The organism is uncultured Chitinophaga sp., from assembly GCF_902168175.1.
Lineage (GTDB): Bacteria > Bacteroidota > Bacteroidia > Chitinophagales > Chitinophagaceae > Chitinophaga.
The window spans coordinates 49,193-67,773 of record NZ_CABHOU010000076.1 but is presented as its reverse complement, the minus strand read 5'-3'; the positions used below and the strand labels follow the sequence as shown (position 1 = coordinate 67,773).

At 49.1% G+C, this 18,581-nt stretch carries 11 protein-coding genes; 7 read left to right on the top strand and 4 right to left on the bottom strand.

The window, feature by feature from the left end; genetic code table 11:
* The first annotated feature begins 19 nt into the window (after positions 1-19).
* The 7 genes from QZT80_RS17570 (at position 20) to QZT80_RS17540 (ending at position 13,604) form a co-directional block, all read left to right on the top strand.
* Positions 20-1,666 (top strand): RagB/SusD family nutrient uptake outer membrane protein, encoded by a 1,647-nt coding sequence (locus tag QZT80_RS17570; protein WP_295124922.1) that lies wholly within the window; start codon positions 20-22, stop codon positions 1,664-1,666.
* 24 nt (positions 1,667-1,690) lie between these two features.
* Positions 1,691-4,789, top strand: coding sequence for a TonB-dependent receptor (locus tag QZT80_RS17565; protein ID WP_295124920.1), 3,099 nt, complete (start codon positions 1,691-1,693; stop codon positions 4,787-4,789).
* Positions 4,790-4,822: 33 nt separating this feature from the next.
* Complete coding sequence (locus QZT80_RS17560; protein ID WP_295124918.1) at positions 4,823-6,592, top strand: RagB/SusD family nutrient uptake outer membrane protein; 1,770 nt, start codon at positions 4,823-4,825, stop codon at positions 6,590-6,592.
* Between the two features lie 108 nt (positions 6,593-6,700).
* Complete coding sequence (locus tag QZT80_RS17555; protein ID WP_295124917.1) at positions 6,701-9,112, top strand: hypothetical protein; 2,412 nt, start codon at positions 6,701-6,703, stop codon at positions 9,110-9,112.
* Between the two features lie 227 nt (positions 9,113-9,339).
* Positions 9,340-10,029, top strand: a complete 690-nt coding sequence (locus QZT80_RS17550) for a DUF92 domain-containing protein (RefSeq protein WP_295124915.1) — start codon at positions 9,340-9,342, stop codon at positions 10,027-10,029.
* A gap of 1 nt (position 10,030) precedes the next feature.
* Complete coding sequence (locus tag QZT80_RS17545) at positions 10,031-10,858, top strand: SGNH/GDSL hydrolase family protein (protein WP_295124913.1); 828 nt, start codon at positions 10,031-10,033, stop codon at positions 10,856-10,858.
* A gap of 160 nt (positions 10,859-11,018) precedes the next feature.
* Positions 11,019-13,604, top strand: coding sequence for a histidine kinase dimerization/phosphoacceptor domain -containing protein (locus tag QZT80_RS17540; protein ID WP_295124910.1), 2,586 nt, complete (start codon positions 11,019-11,021; stop codon positions 13,602-13,604).
* A gap of 65 nt (positions 13,605-13,669) precedes the next feature.
* Here the strand turns inward: QZT80_RS17540 and QZT80_RS17535 are convergent, their stop codons facing one another.
* The 4 genes from QZT80_RS17535 to QZT80_RS17520 all read right to left on the bottom strand — a co-directional run bounded on the left by QZT80_RS17535 (position 13,670) and on the right by QZT80_RS17520 (position 18,430).
* The gene (locus QZT80_RS17535; RefSeq protein WP_295124907.1) at positions 13,670-14,008 is read right to left on the bottom strand and encodes a hypothetical protein; all 339 of its coding nucleotides are present in this window, start codon (positions 14,006-14,008) and stop codon (positions 13,670-13,672) included.
* Between the two features lie 143 nt (positions 14,009-14,151).
* Positions 14,152-15,249 (bottom strand): Gfo/Idh/MocA family oxidoreductase, encoded by a 1,098-nt coding sequence (locus QZT80_RS17530; protein ID WP_295124904.1) that lies wholly within the window; start codon positions 15,247-15,249, stop codon positions 14,152-14,154.
* A 157-nt stretch (positions 15,250-15,406) separates the two neighbouring features.
* Entirely contained in the window at positions 15,407-16,897 is a 1,491-nt protein-coding gene (locus QZT80_RS17525; RefSeq protein WP_295124901.1) for an arylsulfatase, read from the bottom strand.
* A 66-nt stretch (positions 16,898-16,963) separates the two neighbouring features.
* Positions 16,964-18,430: a hypothetical protein gene (locus QZT80_RS17520; protein WP_295124898.1), complete on the bottom strand. Its 1,467-nt coding sequence runs from the start codon at positions 18,428-18,430 to the stop codon at positions 16,964-16,966.
* Between the last annotated feature and the right edge of the window lie 151 nt (positions 18,431-18,581).

Sequence of the window (18,581 nt, the reverse complement as noted above, 5' to 3'; positions counted from 1 at the left end):
CGAAAAAATATCCTTATTTATGATAAGACATAAAGTGATATATAGCTTGTTAGTAGTGGCCATCAGCGGAAGTGTGATGGTAAGCTGCCAAAAAAACATGATAGAAAAGGAGCCGCTGGAAAATGCGGATGAAGAACTGGTATTCGACCGCCTTGACTCGATGGGCGTGTACGCTGAGCAGTTCCTCTATAATACCTACAACCAGCTCCCCAAAGGGTATAATCGTGTAAGCGGCAACATCCTAGACGCTGGTACGGACGATGCCGTGCCTAATGGCGCCAACGACCAGGTACAGTACTTCTCTACCAGCCAGTGGAATACATTTAATTTACCCGACAATGTATGGAACGACTACTACGCAGGTATTCGAAAAGTCAACCTCTTCCTGTCTAAAATAGACCGTGTGCCGTTGAGAATACCAGGCCTCATGGACCAGTGGAAAGCAGAAGCCCGCGTATTGCGCGCCATGTTCTATTTCGAACTGACCAAACGCTGGGGCGGCGTACCGCTTATTGGCGACAAGGTATTTGATAAAGATGAGAAGATCAGCCTCAGCCAGGCGTCTTATGACGACTGCGTTGATTACATCACTAAAGAACTGGACGCCGCTGCACCTGCCCTTCCGCCTGCATACGCTACTGCCTACTTCGGCCGTATTACCAGGGGCGCCGCGATGGCGATTAAAGCACGCATATTACTCTACGCTGCCAGTCCGCTCAACAATCCGCAGGACACCCGCGCTAAGTGGGATACCGCGGCAAAGGCAGCACTTGCGGTGATGAACACCAAGACCTACACACTTACTGCCGCATTTAACGACGTATTTATCGTGCGTAAGAACACAGAAACGATACTCGCATACATGGCAGCCCCCAACAGCACCGTAGAGGCTAATAATGGCCCGGTAGGCACACCGCGCGGCGATAAAGGCAAAACTAATCCAACACAGGAGCTGGTAGACGAGTTTGAAACACTGACCGGTAAAATGATCAGTGAAACCGGTTCTGGTTACGATCCGAATAATCCCTACACTAACCGCGATCCCCGCCTGGCTGCTACGGTATTTTATAATGGCATGAGCTGGTTAGGCCGCACCGTGCAAACTTACGACGGAGGCATTGACCGCCCTGCCGGTTACGGTAATACCAACGCAGGAGAAACACGTACCGGGTATTACATGCGTAAGTTCCTCGGCACCGGTGGTGGCAGCAGCAGTTATGCGAATGCGGAACATTGTTTCCCCATCATCCGTTATGCAGAAATTTTACTTGATTATGCTGAAGCAAAGAACGAAGCCGATGGAGCAGTAGCAGAAGTTTATGCCGCTGTAGAACTGGTCCGCCAGCGCGCAAAACTCAATCCCTTTAAACTACCAGTCGGTTTAACCAAGGAACAGATGCGCGCCCGTATACGCCACGAAAGACGCGTGGAACTGGCCTTTGAGGAACACCGCCACTGGGACATCCGCCGCTGGAAAATTGCGGAGAACGTATTGAACGGCAGCTTACATGGTATACAGATCAAACTGAACGGAGCGGCTCTCTCCTATACGGTTGTGCCGGTTCAAACTGTTACGTTCGACAAAAGTAAAATGTACCTGTACCCTTTTCCATACAGCGAAGTGATCACCAACAAAGGCATCGTACAAAATGCTAACTGGGAATAATCAACCAACAAAAACATTCGTACCATGAAGAATATTTTATACGGTTTATGCTGTTTGCTGGCGCTTTTTGCCGCATTGCCCGCCGTTGCACAAACAGAAACCTTTATAAAAGGTACCGTTACCGATGGCAGGCAGCCCTTGCCCGGCGTAACCGTGGTGGAAAAAGATATTCCGTCCAACGGTGCCACTACGGACGAGAAAGGTATGTTCACGCTTAAACTGCGCGGATCATCCAAAGTGATTTCATTCACCTACATCGGTTATCTTAAAAAAGACCTGAACGTAGCCAACAAAGCAATAGTCGATGTTGTTTTGAAGGAAGATATGGCTGGCCTGGAAGAAGTGGTAGTAATCGGCTATGGAGAACAGAAAAAGATAACGACTACCGGTGCGGTAAGTGCTATTTCGGGAAAGGAACTGCGTCAGAGCCCATCGGCCAGTTTGCAGAACTCACTGGCGGGCCGCCTGCCCGGCTTGTTCTCCCAACAACGCAGTGGTCAGCCTGGTCGCGATGGCGCCGCATTCCAGATCCGCGGCATCAGCTCCTACACCAACGAAAACAATCCGCTGATCATCGTAGACGATATCGAGTTTACGTACAGCCAGGTATCGCAACTGGACCCGAACGAGATAGAAAGCATATCTATCCTTAAAGATGCTTCTACCACCGCGGTTTACGGCATACGTGGCGCCAATGGTGTATTGGTGGTCAAAACCCGTCGCGGCCGCCCCGGTAAACCACAGCTTACACTACGCAACGAAACGGGCATACAGGTGCCTACCAGGCGTCCGGATATGAATGACGGCTACACGACGTTACGTTTGCTGAAGGAGTACGAAACTACCCGGGGCCTGGACCCTGCAGTGAGTTATCCAACTTTTTTTGATGGCAATAACCTGGAATATTATAAAGATAACTCCGACCCCTACAACCATCCGAACGTAAACTGGTGGAATGAACTGATGCGCGATTACAGTTTGCAGGAACGCGTGAACTTCGATATTGCCGGTGGATCTAAACTGATCAAATACTTTGTATCGCTGGGATATATCACGCAGGGTGGTATCTATAAAGATTTTACTAAAGACCAGGGGTACAACGGCAACTACTTTTACAACCGTTATAACTTCCGCTCCAACATCGATATCGATCCTACTAAAGATTTGCATATTCGTCTGGATCTGTCGGGCCGCTTTGGCGTTACGAATGAGCCGAACGATAAAGGCTGGAACGGTGGCGGTAATACTTTCCAGTATCTCTGGAATGGAGAACTCAGTTCATTTGGCTATCCTGTTTACAACGCTAATGGCACGCTGGCCAGCACTATCTTCTCCAATACCAAACCTAACCCCGTAGCCAACCTTACTTACTCAGGCTACCAGCGTACATACGACAATAACTTTAACCTGGTAGCCTCCGCCCGGCAAAACCTGGGCGCTATTACCAAAGGTTTGTCGGCAAACGTACTCGTATCGCTGGCGAGCGATTTCGGTTTCTTTCAGCAGCTTACACGCAGCAGTTCCGAAATACTGGTGTACTACTTCGATGCTACTGCCAATGCCTACAAACCAGTAACGGCCAACCTTTACAGGATGGGTAAACTGACCCGCAGCGGCATGTACCGTACCTCTGCAAGAAAACTAAATTTACAGGTGGCGCTGAACTACGACAGGAGTTTCGGTCACCACAACGTTTCAGGCATGTTTATGCTTAACCAGAATACGAACACCAGCAACGAATGGACCACCAGCACAAGCGCAGGTATACCTAACAACTTCCGCGGTTTCACTTCCCGCATCAGCTATAACTATAAACTCAAATACCTGCTGGACATGAACCTGGGCTACAATGGCTCCGACCGTTTCCAGAGTAGCAGTAAGTATGGCCTGTTCCCGGCAGTTAGCGCAGGCTGGAACATTGCTGAAGAAACGTTCTTCAAAAACAATGTGTTATTTGTTGATGCTTTAAAAATACGTGGCTCGTACGGCCTGGTGGGTAGTGACAACATTGGCAGTGCCTATAAATACCTGTACGAACAGGTGTACAACAGCGGACAAAGCGGCTATAACTTCGGCGAAACACCCACCGCTGTTCCCGGCATTACCGAAGGGGCACTGGGCAATAACGATGTAACCTGGGAAAAAGAAAGAAAGGCGAACATCGGCCTGGAAGTAAAAATGTTTAAAGGCAAACTGGGAATTACGGCCGATTATTTCGACCACTACCGTTACGACATCCTTACCACCCGCGCCACTATTTCCGACCTGTTCGGTGTAGGCCTGCCGCCGGTAAACCTCGGCCGTGTAAGTAACAAAGGCTACGAACTGGAAGTCATGTACAATGGCAGTGTAAAAAATGTAAACTACTTCGTGCGCAGCCAGGTTAGTTACGCCAAAAACAAAGTGTTGTACCGCGACGAGCCTTCAAAACGCTATCCGTGGCTATCGCTTACAGGCAAACCTATCGGCCAGCAATTCGGGTATACGTGGGATGGATTTTACGAAGACATAGCAGACCTGTATAACAGCCCGACCCTTACTACGGCCGTACCTTTAAAAAACCTGTTCCCCGGCGCGCTGAAACTGAAAGACCTTAACCACGATGGCATCGTAGACCAGAATGATATGGGGGCGATGGGCAGCAACCAGCCTACTTATAACGTTGGCCTTACGCTCGGCGTATCGTACAAGGGTTTTGACTTCAGCACGCTGTTCCAGGGGGCGTTTGACTACATTATTTCCATGCAGCGTGGTTCCATTTCTTACAGCAGGGCCGAACGCGTTTCCGTTCCTTACAACCTTGGCAGGTGGACGCCTGGCGCTACAGATGTAGTATTCCCCTCACTGGCCGGCGGCACTACCAACACCCAGACTTCTACCTACTGGTTCAGGAGCGGCGACTATATCCGCTGGAAAAACTTTGAATTGGGTTACACCTTCCCCGCTTCCAGGTTAAAACGTTTCCATTTGAGAGATGCGCGCATTTATGCCAACGGTTACAACATGGCACTTGTGTACACCGCCCTGCCAGTATTTATCGACCCCGAATCGGCCGTAAGTGCCTCGGCAGGCGAGTATCCGCAGCAAAAGGTGTTCAACCTCGGACTACAAATCGGATTGTAAAACTCCATACATCAACCTTAAACATTGCATTATATGCTGAAACATATTTTTAATATTACGGCCCTTGCGCTCGGCGGCAGTATGCTATTGGCATCGTGTGCAAAGAAGGATTTCCTGGATGCCAGGCAAACCGAGGCGCTTACGGAGGATATTGTGTTTGCAGACAGTGCGCAAACACTGGCTTTCCTGAACAATGCATACGCTTTCACCGGGCAGGATATCATCCCGATGCGTTATACATTTATTATAACACCTACCGGTAACGATTACGCGTCGCTGGAAGATCTTACTACCCACTCTGTTTCATTTTATAGTGATCCACAGGCAACTTTCATCCAGGCGGCATCTACCCCCAAAAACTATCATAGCAACCGGTATTATACTACCTATTACGCTAAGATCCGTGCATTGAATCAATACATGAAAAAGGTAGGTGGCACACCATTGTCGCCAGCCATGCAGGTAAAAACCACAGCGGAAGCACGTTTTCTCCGCGCATTCTATTATGCCCAGCTGGTAAGGTACTATGGCGGGGTAAAGATGGTGGGCGATACCGTGTACGGCATTACCGACGATGTAAAGGTGATCAGGAATACGTTTAAAGATTGCATCGACTATATTGCCACCGAGTGCGACAAGGCTGCTGTCGACCTTCCCAATGCCGGTGAGCAGCAACCATCGGACTACGGCCACATTACGAAAGGCATGTGCCTGGCACTCAAAGCCCGTATGCTGGTACATGCCGCCAGTCCGCTGTACAACGGCAGTCCTGCGGTGGATGAGCCAGGCCTTACCCCGCTTATTGCTTATTCTGCCAGCTACGATGCCAACCTTTGGAAAAAGGCTGCCGATGCCTGCAAAGCCGTAATGGACCTGAACCAGTACTCATTATACGAAGACAATACCACCCGTGCGGGCCACGGTTTCTGGAAAGTATTTTTGCTGAGAAAGAACAGCGAATATATTTATCCATACATGATCGCTGCCGGGACCGCGCTTGAATCGGCCCGTTTCCCTGTTACCCGCAGCACCGGCGGCGGTTACAGTACCCCTACGCAAAACCTGGTGGAAGCATTCGGCATGGCAAATGGCAAACCCATTACCGACCCATCTTCCGGATATGATGCTAACAACCCTTACAATAGGCGCGATCCGCGCTTCTACTACAGCATTATTCACAACGGGGCCACCGTATTCTACAACAGCACAAAAAAAATGGACCCGGTGGACATTTACAAGAACGCTGCTACGGGTGTTGTAACCTACGACGGATTGCAATCGTACCGTACCAGGACTGGCTACTACGCCCGTAAAATGGCCAATGATTCCATTGCTCCCGGCACCAATCAAAGCAGGGTTTATCCTATTATCCGTTATGCAGAAATACTACTCGGTTATGCAGAAGCGCTGAACGAGTTTAGTGGCGCTACCCAGGACGTGTACGACCAGGTGATCGCCATACGCAAACGTGCAGGCATTTTACCGGGCACCGATAATCTTTACGGTCTTAAAAACGGTATGACCAAAGAAGAAATGCGCGCCGTAATACGCAATGAGCGTGAAGTGGAATTTGCCTATGAAGGCCACTGGTACTACGATACACGTCGGTGGAAAACCGCAGAGGTAACCGAAAACGTACCTATTCGCGGCATGATGGTAACCAGGCAAACCAATGGTACCTATACTTACACCAGCCAAACTGTAATAAATGCAGTGTTCTCCAAACCTAAAATGTACTTCTCCCCTTTTTCTGAAGATGAGGTGAATAAAAGTTCAACATTGATCCAAAACCCCGGGTGGTAAGTCATCCAGCGTTTTAAGTGTGCAGGCCGTAGCATTTGCTGCGGCCTTTCTGTTAGGGCCACACGAAATGCGGCTGGCACTTGTAAAATCATTTTATTATTTTGGTGGATGCGTTCCCTGGTTCTGCTTATTTACCCGATACTATTTTTGTCGCTGGCAGCACAAGCTCAGCAACAGTCGCCCGCCCTCGACAGTATAGTTGTGCGCTTTGGTGAAAAAAGCGGGGTACGCCTGCTCCCATCCGTATTCCTGCATATGGACAAAACCATTTACGTGCAAAATGAGAACATCTGGTTCACCGCTTACCTGATTAACGGCAATGCGCAACAGGACCATACGCTGTACGTGTGCCTCACCGATCCTATGAAGAAAAAGGTGTTGATACGCGAGCAGTACGTATTGGAAAAATTCATTAGCCAGGGCAGCCTTATGTTGCCCGACAGCCTGGAGAGCGGCGAATACAGGTTACTGGCTTATACCAACAGCTACCTTGAAGAACAGCGCCAGGAAGTATACCAGCAGGTAATAAGTGTGCGGCCGCAGGAAAAGAACCGGGTTAATATCACGGATCTCAGCGTGGCAGGCAGTAACAGCGATACATTGAAGCTGAAATACAAAGTGACCAACTTTGAACAGAAACCTTCCGCCAAAGATGACTTTATATACGCCCTGTACAGTGGCAACCGCCTGCTCGACTCCGGTCGCCGCAAGACAGATATATGGGGCGAAGTGCCATTAACTTTGCCGCTTAAGAATGCGAAAAGCGAACTGGTAATGGATATCACCGCCAGGTATGGCACGGAAACAAAGAAAACACGCATCCCGGTAACTACCAGTAGCCCACTCACAGTAAAATTGTTTCCCGAAGGCGGTAACCTTGTACACGGAAAGCGGGCCAGGGTGGCTTTTGAAATTGCGGAGAACGGGAGCGCAGTATCGACCCAGGGCGTATTACTCGCCGATGGTGAAGAAATAACCAGGTTTTCCTCAAACACCTCCGGGCGGGGCTGGTTTTACTTTCTACCACAACAGGGCATAAAGTATTCAGTAATGCTGCGGGACCGTAAACTCCCCATCACCCCAAACTTTCCGCCTGTGTTGGCAGATGGCTTTAGCTTGTACATAGAAAAAGGACTGGTGGAAGATACGCTGCCCGTCACCCTCAGCGCACCCGAAAGCGACAGCCTTTGTTACCTGGTGCTGCACAACTACCACGACATTTTCTTTTCTGGCAAAATAGCTTTACCCAACGGCGCGGCGAGGCTTAAACTCCCACTGAACGAGGTACCACGCGGACTTGCCACGGTTACCATTTTCAATACCGAAGGCATTCCCGTAGCCGAAAGAGCCGTGATGTGCCACAACAGCCGGCGGTTGTTCGTAAACATTACTACCGATTCCTCTCAATACCATACCCGTTCCAAAGTACAGGTAAAAATAAAAGTAACCGACGCCACGGGCGCGCCTGTAAGCGGATTTATATCTGTAGGACTGGCGCTGGATAAACGTGTAGACACCACCCGCTTCCGCGACATTGACCGGTACTATTACTTTGAGCAACACCTCCCGGTTCCTACCGTGCTTCCTGCGTACCGTTTTTTTGATAATGAACAGCAAATGGAAGAACTGCTGCTCACCAAATGCTGGACACGTTATCGGCCCGAAACGCCCCCTCTTCCTCCTTCTATACAGTATAGCACCGACCTCCAGGGCCAGGTTTTACTGCGGAACAAACCGCTCACCCGGCCCTCCAGCTTTATGATCATCGCGGAGAAAAGCAGCAACTTAATGGTCACCGACTCAGCAGGCAGGTTCACTATACCTCATGAATACCTCCGCGGACCAGCAGACAGTAAAGTCGCTATAACGGCGCTGGGCGGACAAAAGCGAACGATCTTACAGGACTATAGCATCGACCTGAGTGATAGTCCGCTCGACACATTAAACGCGCGCCTCGCCGAAGTTTACATTCCGTTCCAGGCACTGAGAGAAGACATCCTTTCTTCGGAAGAAAAACTGAAAATGAAATCGATGCTAAAGGAGGTAGTGGTAAAATCGCGTAATTCAGATAATTACCTGGACGAATTCCGCAGTAAGGATTGCAACGACTGGGTTTGTATGTACAATGTACTTAACTGCCGCAACCACCCTTACGGCACCAAACCGGAAAGTGGCATGCGTTACCGTTACAACGGCACCGGCGCCGGAGCCAGCGGTTTCGTTACGTATAAGTCCTGCGCACGCGACAGTGCGGAAAACAATGGTTTCATGAAAAGATTTCATGCCACCTGGTATGCCAAAGAATTTTATGTAACCGACTATGCCAATTCCAGTCCCCCCGAACAGGAATTGTTCACCACCGTATACTGGAACCATGGCGTAATGATAAATGAGAATGGGGAATTGAACCTGAGCTTTTATACAAACGACCTGGCAGGCAGATTTGTATTGATTACCGAGGGATTCAGCACCAAAGGTCTCATGAGCGGGCGGACCTGGTTCCGGGTGGCTAACGAATAAAGGTTGCACCAACGAAAGGTATAGCCTGCTAATCAGGCCCCTTTTATCATTTAAGAAGGCTTCAGATAGTCTTTAAGCGAAGTTTGAAAAACGCCTGTCCGGTTGATTGCTTACCCAATTCATCCAAACTTAGGCACGGAAAAAAGATACAATCGTTATTAAAGAGAATAACAAACAAAACCGTAAAATGCTAGCTTTACAGCTCAAATAGCCACCTTACCTCCATTATGATATTCGTTGTGCTGCTGGCAGCTTTTGCCCTGATCACTATCAAATCCGGGAAACTCACTCCAACGGCCGCTTTGGCGGCTTGTATTACAGGCGCGCTCGTATACATTGGCACCGGGTACAAAGGCATTACCTTTCTTGGATTGTTTTTCCTGCTGGGCACCTGGGCCACAGCACACCGCAAAAGCGAAAAATCCAGGGGGCAGCATCCCCAAAAACGTACGGCCGGACAGGTATTTGCCAATGGAGGTGTAGCAGCTGTTATGGGCGCACTGGCTTTCTTTTTCCCAAACTACGAAGAACTGCTGTTGCTGCTTGTTGCCGCCAGCCTCGCTTCTGCCACGGCCGACACTTTATCTTCCGAGCTGGGTGTGCTATACGGGAAACACTTCTATAATATCGTCACTTTTCGCAAAGATGTGAAAGGCCTGGACGGCGTAGTAAGCCTGGAAGGCACACTGCTCGGCACCGCAGGCTCCTTTTTACTGGCCGCCGTATATGGCATAACCCTTGGTTTACAACATCACATATGGATAATTGGTGTTGCCGGTGTAGCGGGCAATCTTGCAGACTCGCTGCTGGGTGCCACGCTCGAACGTAAAAACATCATCGGCAATAATGCCGTTAACTTCTTAAATACAGCAGCCGCCATACTGCTCGCCTATATTCTGTTCCATCAAACAAACTAGTATGAAAAAACTGCTATTACTGCCCGCCATCTTCATCCTCCTGGTTTCCTTTACTAAAAAAGAAAAAACCTGGGTAGCCATCGGCGACTCCATCACGTACCTTAACGATCATTTGCCCGAAACCGGCAACCGTGTTACCAAAGGTTATATGACGCTCGTTACTGCCCGCCTGCCATGGCTACACTACATCAACCAGGGCCACAATGGCTGGACGGCCGTACGCATCGCCAAAGAAATAGATAAACTGGGTCTGCAGAAAGCAGATGTATACACCGTATTCCTGGGCACGAATGACTGGTGGAGCGGCCAGCCCATCGGCAGTTTCAGGGATTATAAAGATAGCACAGGCAACACCACCGTATATGGCGCCTTCCGCACCATCACCGGTAAACTGCGCAGCCTTAATCCCAAGGCACAAATCATTCTAATTACACCCATGCAGCGGGTAGACTTTGTATATTTCGGCAACATGAAAAACAACGCCTGGGGATCGTACAAAGAAAAGAACGGGCAAAGCCTGGAACAGGTAGTGGCGGCAGTAGACAGCATTGGCAGGTACGAGCATTTTAAAGTGATTGACCTGTACCACCACCGCAGCCTGCCCCTAAACAAACTGGTAAAATACAAACGCTTAAAGGACGTAACAACCGGCCAGTACGTAAATTACTCCTACCCCGACTTTATTGACAAAGCTTTTAATCCCGATACGGACGAATATCCTTATCCCATGGAAGCGATAGACCTTACCTACGACGGGCTGCACCCCTCCGATAAGGGTTATAAAATTATTGCAGATGAACTGGTGAAGGTGATGAAGAAGCTGAAATAATTACCGGATATACAACAAAAAATAGCATACAGCCAGGCACAATCGTACCGGCACAAGAAAAGAAAGCGGCGAAACGCCTATCTTTAGGCCCACATTCATCCAAATTACGCAACACCGTTATACCTGCTCCATTATATGTGGCCCCAACAACCGCAATATCATGAAACGACTTGTGCAGATCATTACGGCCTTGCTAATGACATACTTCCCGGGCTTCGGGCAGGAATCGCCGTTGCATTCGCTGAATACCACGAAGAACAATAAAGACAGGATCACCGCCCTCATTAATACTTCCGATATTTACCGGCTAAAACCGGGCGAAGCCGCCTCTGACCTGGAAAAGGCCAGGCAACATGCCGTACAGGCAATGCAATTGTCAAAAGAAAGCGCATTTCCGGAATTATTTGCGCAGGCAGCGAAATCGTATACACTCGCGCTCAGGGAGGCCGATCAGCTGGATAAAGCGGCTACGGTCCTGCCTGAACTGCAAAATTACCCGCTGGCGAAACTGGAAGTACTGAGCATTGTCGCGTGGGGATATGCCTTGAAACCCGATAGTGAAAAGCACGACCTCGATATATCGGACCGTTACTCAGCAGAACAAATAACGCTGGGCAGGTTACAACGGAAAACCTCTTTCATAGAAGATGGCCTGCTCCTGCAGAGCCTCGTTATGATCGAAAGAAACGACCTCCATCAAGCGAAAGAACGGGCCAGATCATTGAACGGGAACAGCCAGATTACCCTCTATCGCACCATCGCAGAGAAATATGCCTTTAAAGAAACGGAATACCACAATGCGGATAGTGCCGCTCATTATCTGCAACTGGCGGCAACTACCGCAGCCAGCATTAAAAATGTTACAGAAGAATTTAACGCACTACAGGTAATGGGCGTCCTGGGTTTTAACAATCCGGAGCAGCGCGTGTACGAAGAAACGCTTCTTTCACTTACCGGAACGTATAAAAAGAGCGGCTACCCGCACCTGCACCATATCTATAAGGCACTCTCCACGATCAATGCTGCAAAAGGCAATAAAAACCAGCAGCTGTATTACATCCAGGAAGCAATTAAGTGTATGCAGAAGACCAAAGAGTTTTCGCATGCGGATGAATACTATCGCAATCTCGGAGAAATATACAGGATGACGGGCGAACATGAGAAAGCGCTGGAGTGTTATGAGGAAGCTCTTTCATACCTTGGCCCCTCGCCCGATCACAACCACCTGTATTCGGTGAAAGAAGGGATGTGCGTGGCGCTGCGTAAAATGCAGCGTTACCAGGAAGCGCTGCGCCTGATGCAGACCCTGACCAAAAATTATCCACCAGGTACGCTGGAAGAGCATATCACAGTGAAACGCATCCTGGTAAATATTTACCGCGACATGAAGGATTATGAAAAAGCGGAGAAGCTCGCGCTGGAACTGGTATCGCTCTCGCAACACCACCCCACCGATCTAACAGTAGCGCGACTGAACCTGGGCCAGCTTTACGTGGAATGGGAGAAATACGACAAAGCCCGCCCCTACCTGCAATACAACCCTAAGCATGTAAGAATAGCAGTTGATTCGGAAGCACATTTCCATTACATGATGTTTAAGGTCGATTCCGCTGCGGGCAACTACATCAGTGCTATTCGCCACCTGATGACCAATAAAAAACTTGACGACTCTATTATGACCGCCGCCAAACAGCGGCAGATACAGGAGTACAAAATAATTTACGAAACAGAAAAGAAAGACCACGACCTGCTCGCCCAAAAACAGAACATCTTATTACTGGAACAGCAGTCCATGTTACAGCAAAAAGACCTGGACCGTGTAAACCTAAAGCTGATGGTGGAAGAAAGCGGACGGGAACAAGCCAGGGCACAGGCCAACGAAGCAGCCATCAACCTGGAACTGACGAAGAAAAACATGTCGCTTTTAAAGAAAGATGCGGAGTTGCAGCAAGCCAGGTTGCGACAGGCCAATATCATCACCAATGCGACCATATCCGCCATCGTACTGCTGTTGCTTATCCTTGCCCTTATCGTTAATTCTTACTTCTCTAAACAAAGAAAAAATAAAGAGATCAGCCAGAAGAATGAAAAACTGCAACACCTGGTGAAAGAAAAGGAATGGCTGTTACAGGAAGTACATCACCGCGTAAAAAACAACCTGCAAACGGTGGTAAGCCTGCTGGAATCGCAATCCGGATACCTGGATAATGAAGCATTACAGGCCATTACCGAAAGCCGTAACCGCGTGTATGCCATGTCGCTCATCCACCAGAAATTATACCGCGAAACCAGCGTGGCCTCCATCAACATGGCCGTTTATCTGCCTGAACTGATAGAACACCTGCGCACCAGCTTCACTGCCGCTCAAAACCTTCAGTTCGACGTACAGGTATCGCCCGTAGAAGTGGATGTATCGCAGGCCATACCGCTGGGGCTTATTCTCAACGAGGCCATTACCAACGCGATCAAATATGCCTTTCCTTCCCAACGCAACAGCAACCGCATACGGGTATGGCTGCAACCCATGGCCAGTAAAGATGTAGAGCTGCTGATCGCAGATAACGGTATTGGCATGAAAGGCAAAACAGGAAAAGGGCTGGGATTGAAACTGATTCACGGGCTGGCGAGCGAAATAGATGGCGATGTGACGATCGATAGCGAGCAGGGCACCTGCATTAAACTGTTTTTTACACCAACACTACAATTGCAAATGGAGCGGCGCCAGCACATCACCACGGATGTATAAAATGGAAGCGCACCCACAAAAGGGGCGCGCTCTTCCACATTTGGGGCCAACCTATTTATATTACTTTACTTTCTTAACAAAGACTCACTGTAGTAGCTGATCTCTTCCACTATTTTTCCATCTTCATCAAAGCTGTCGCAGAAATGGATAGGAAGTATGATCGCTTTTTTGTCAGACTTGCGTACCAGGTTGTATTTCCACCACGACAATACATCTTTTGATCCATTCACTTCATACTCCAGTAAATCGGGGTAGCCTACCTGCTCTATACTTTTGATCTCAAAATCCTGCAAAAACTTCTGCCAGGCTGCTTTTGTTTCTGTTTTATTAGCAGTTTTACCCCACTCGGTATTGATGTCCGAAAAAGTCACATTGTCGCTGAAAAAGCTCAAACTGGTTATCATTTCCTTTGTACAAACACGACAAAATGAAAACTGGTTGAATTTCCCGGATGACTGGCGGGAGCAATGAAGGCTGACCAGTTCCGCTGGCCAGCCTTCGTACTATTTTAGTTAACGCTTACAATATTCCTTCCTATTCCCATCCGCTACAGATTCAAAGGCACCTTTTTACCGGTCTTAACAGCGAGGTAAATAGCATCAATGATCTTCAGGTCTTTCAGCCCCTCTTCCCCATCTACCGGTACAATAGGCTGTTTACCATTAAGGATGATATCGGCCATCTCTTCCATTTGTACCATTTGATGCGTGGCATGCGGTTGGGTAAGTTCGCCTTTGTTCGTGCGGCCTTTGATGGGGCCGTAACCAGTGGAAGGCTGCATTTCGGCAAAACCCTTTTCTCCGTTCAGGAAAAAGCGATCGAGGTTATTCATGCTGTAGGTAGATAGGCAGGAGGCTACCGCCCCGCTCGGGAAACCGAACTGAAACTGGATGGTTTCATCTACCCCTTCTTTGAACTTCACTTTATCGGTTTTCGTTTCCTGGGCGGTAACCCAAACAGGTTCCTCTCCCACCATGTAACGCGTACCGTTAATCGCGTAAATACCAATATCCATCAGCGAGCCGCCACCGGCCAGTTCTCTGTTTAATCTCCATTGTGTAGGATCGCCAATACGGAAGCCGCAGAGTCCCTGGAAGAACAGGATTTTACCGAACTCACCGCTGTTACGCATGCGTATTACTTCCAGCGTTTTAGGCTCAAAGTGCATCCGGTAGCCCACCAGCAGCTTCACACCAGCCTTTTTACAGGCAGCCACCATTTCGGCCCCCTCTTTGGCATTCAGCGCCATCGGCTTTTCACAGAGCACATGTTTACCGGCCGCAGCAGCCTGTAACACCTGGCTGTGGTGTAGGGAATTGGGCGTCGTAATATACACTGCATCTATATCGGGATTGTTCCTGATATTGGAGAATGTTTGATAGTTGTAGCAGTTCTTTTCCGGAATACCGTACTTGCTTTGCCAGTTCGTTAGTTTATCGGGCGTACCGCTGATAGCGCCTACCAGTTTGGCTTTCTTGCAATCTCTCATGGCATCGGCCACGCGGGTGGCGTAACCGCCAAGGCCCATAAGGGCCACGCGTAATACAGGACCATCATACTTAGGCGCGCTTAAGGCCCAAGACGGTAATGGCAATATAAGTGCGGATGCGGCTACTTTCTGGAGGAAGTCACGACGGGTGTTCATAACGTTATTAATTTGGGTGATGTGTTTGACGTACTTGTAGTAAAATAAGCAATATATCCTTAAGGTTTTTCAAAAAATGACCAGAGGAGATGTAATTACGCCCCAACAATAAGCCTTATAATGTCGATGAGTTACCATAACGCCATGGCCTATACGCCTACTTTCTGACCTTATCCAACGCTTCTTTCAGCTCCATCACCTTCTCAGGATATTTAGCCGCCAGGTTCTGCTGCTCACCGATGTCTGTTTGCAGGTTATACAACTGCGCCCCGCCCAGGCTACCGCTTTCTGTATTTGTCAGTTTCAGCACAGCAGGCCCCGGCGAAGGTTCTATGTACTTCCATTTATCCTTTACCAGCGACATAGCGCCGCCCTGCTGCACTAATACCTTACGGCCCTGCCTGGATTTGCCGAGCAGCGCGTCTAACTGCTCTTCGCTGTCTGTAGCCTCCCCGGCCGGTACATTTACCTGTAAAAGTTTCGCAAAAGAGGCAATGAAGTCGAGCTGACAAACCAACGCGTCGGACACACCGGGTTTAATACCACCTGGCCAACTGACAATAAAGGGCACACGTGTGCCGCCTTCAAACGCACTGTATTTACCTCCGCGCAGCGGGCCTGCGGGGGTATGACCGTTAAGCAGCGTTACGGCTTCGTCCGCATACCCATCATCTACTACGGGGCCGTTATCGCTGGAAAAAACGATCAATGTATTGTTGGTTATGCCGCTGCTTTCCAGTTGAGCCATAATCTCGCCAACTGTCCAGTCGAGCTGCAGAATAGCATCGCCGCGGTAACCAAGGCCACTTTTGCCCCTGAAAATTGTGGCCGGCATACGGGGCACATGCGGCTCCGTAACGGCCAGGTACAGGAAGAAAGGCTTTTTGCTATTGCTGCGAATAAACGCCTGCGCTTTCGACAGGAAGGTGAACGACACCTCCTCATCCACCCAACGCGCTTTTGTACCGCCGGTCATGTACCCTATGCGGCCAATACCGTTCACGATCGTCTGGTTGTGCCCATGGTTCGGAGAAGCCTGCATTTTCAGCAATTCCGGATGTTCCAGCCCGGTAGGGTCGTTGCCTACTTTCTTCGTATAATCCACCTGTATGGGATCTTTATCATCGAGCCCCAGTACATGGCGGTTTTCCATGAACACTGTAGGCACACGGTCGGCCGTGGCTGGGAAAATAAAGGAATAGTCGAAACCTACCTCGTTGGGGCCTGGCTTTACCTCTGCATTCCAGTTCTTGGCAGTCTGACTGCCCAGGCCCAGGTGCCATTTGCCCACTACGCCGGTGGTGTAACCCGCCTTACGGAATACAGCGGGCAGCGTAAGTTTATTGGTGGGTATGATCAACGCGGCATCGCCGGGAAGTATTTGTGCATTTTTACGCCAGGGGTACTGCCCTGTCATAATCGCATAACGCGAAGGGGTACAGGTAGCCGAGGTGCAGTGCCCATTGGTAAAGCGCACGCCCTTAGCCGCCAGTTTATCGATATTGGGTGTTTTTAACCGAGTAGCGCCGTAACTGCTAACGTCGCCGTAGCCAAGATCATCGGCACATATAAAGATCACATTGGGCTGTTGCGCGCGGGCCGTTATGGTAGCCACGACAAATAGCGCGCCCAGGATAAGTTTTTTCATGACGTAGTTTTGCAATGGACAAAAATAACCATTGACAGCACTTTTTCATGACAAATTGATGAGGGGTCACTTCTCCGCGAGCTGCTCGGCCAGTTTGTCGAGCTCGTCGTGCCAGGCCGCCTTCGTTTCTACCAGTTTGCCGTCTTTCATAAGGCCGTGAGCGGGTATATGAAGCTGCTTGCCATCGCCAAAGTGTTCCGCCAGCGATACCATCAACGCATGATTAGCCTGCATATGCCAGCCATCGAGCTGCAGGTAGGCGATCATGTCTTTCCAGCTGATTTCCTGCAAAGCTTCGTCCATGGCAATGTATACCATCTCCACCCCTCTGTCCTGCAAAAAGTTTTTAAGGGAATCGTTGTAGGCGAAAGCCTGTTTGCTGCCGTTACTGTTGGGCGACCACAGGCTCAGGTACACCGTTTTGCCGCGGAACCTTTCGCCCAGCGACTCCAGTGAGGAAATCGTGTCGGACTGCGGTATTAGCAACTGCTTGTCGGATACGCGCGCTTTTACCCCCTCCTGGAACTTTTTTACCCTTTCGGCGCCAGGTAAAATGTAAGGAAGATAAATACTGGCGGGGTACAGTTTTTCGAAGTATTGTTCCGCTTCCAGTATCAGCGTACCTGATTCTCCGTTTTGAATCATCCCTGCTATCATAGAGGCCAGCAGGTATTCCTTCAGCGGCTCCTCCGGATAGTGTTTTTCGATAGTGGCGAATGTATTTTTGATGTAAGCATGCTGGGTAGTGGGTATTATAAGCCGTTGCTGCGCTACAGAGGGAAGAAATCCGCCATAATACAACCCGTTTATGAGACTAAAGTAAATATTGTAATTACGCGCCACCCGGTTTTTGGGGAACGACACATTACAGAACTGTAAAATTTCCTTCCAGCGCCTGGCGGCCTTTTCCAGCTTCTCCGCACTATAACCCTTCTCCTTAGGATCATATACGAGCTCACGTGTTTCTACCCGCATGATATCCGCCATTACACAGGCGTAATAAAGTGTGATGAGGCGTTGGGTATAATCATAAAACCCGGGGGTTATCTTGTTTTTACGTAACAATCGTTTAAACACCAGCAACTGCGTTTCACATTCCGACTGCAATTTCCAATAGCAATATTTAAATCCCCGGTCGCGGGAAAGCATCTGCCGGGCCTTATCCTGGTAGGCTTCCGGCCTTACGGACATTTGTAGTTCCAGTTGTCCCTCCGCATCGTCGGCTACTATTTTGAGGAATTGGAAGCGGCTATCCATTATCTCGTAGCTTTTCCCGGGTTGTACATACAGCAGGTAAATACGTCTGTCTAATACAATTTCCACTGCGCCCGCCGTGGTGAGGTCGTTTTCTATCAGGTATTCGCCCTGTTCGTTACGCGAGATCCAGTTGGTACTGGTCACGAAATAATTCCCTTCTACCGGCTTCAATACCGCTATCGGCCTGTGTTGAGCGTACGATTTAATTTTAATGGTAGCTTCCTGCGCCTGCAGCACAACCGGGACCAAACATAAAATGAACAGGAACAACTTCATAACTAAATAGGGAATGTGGGTATTGATTAACCATAATTTAAAAGATAAATTTAATCAATATGAGTTAAATTAAAAACTCGTACCGGGAGGCATTTTTATGGGCGGTAATGCCGCTCCTCATTTTTAATTGTCAGTTTCACACTTTTTATTG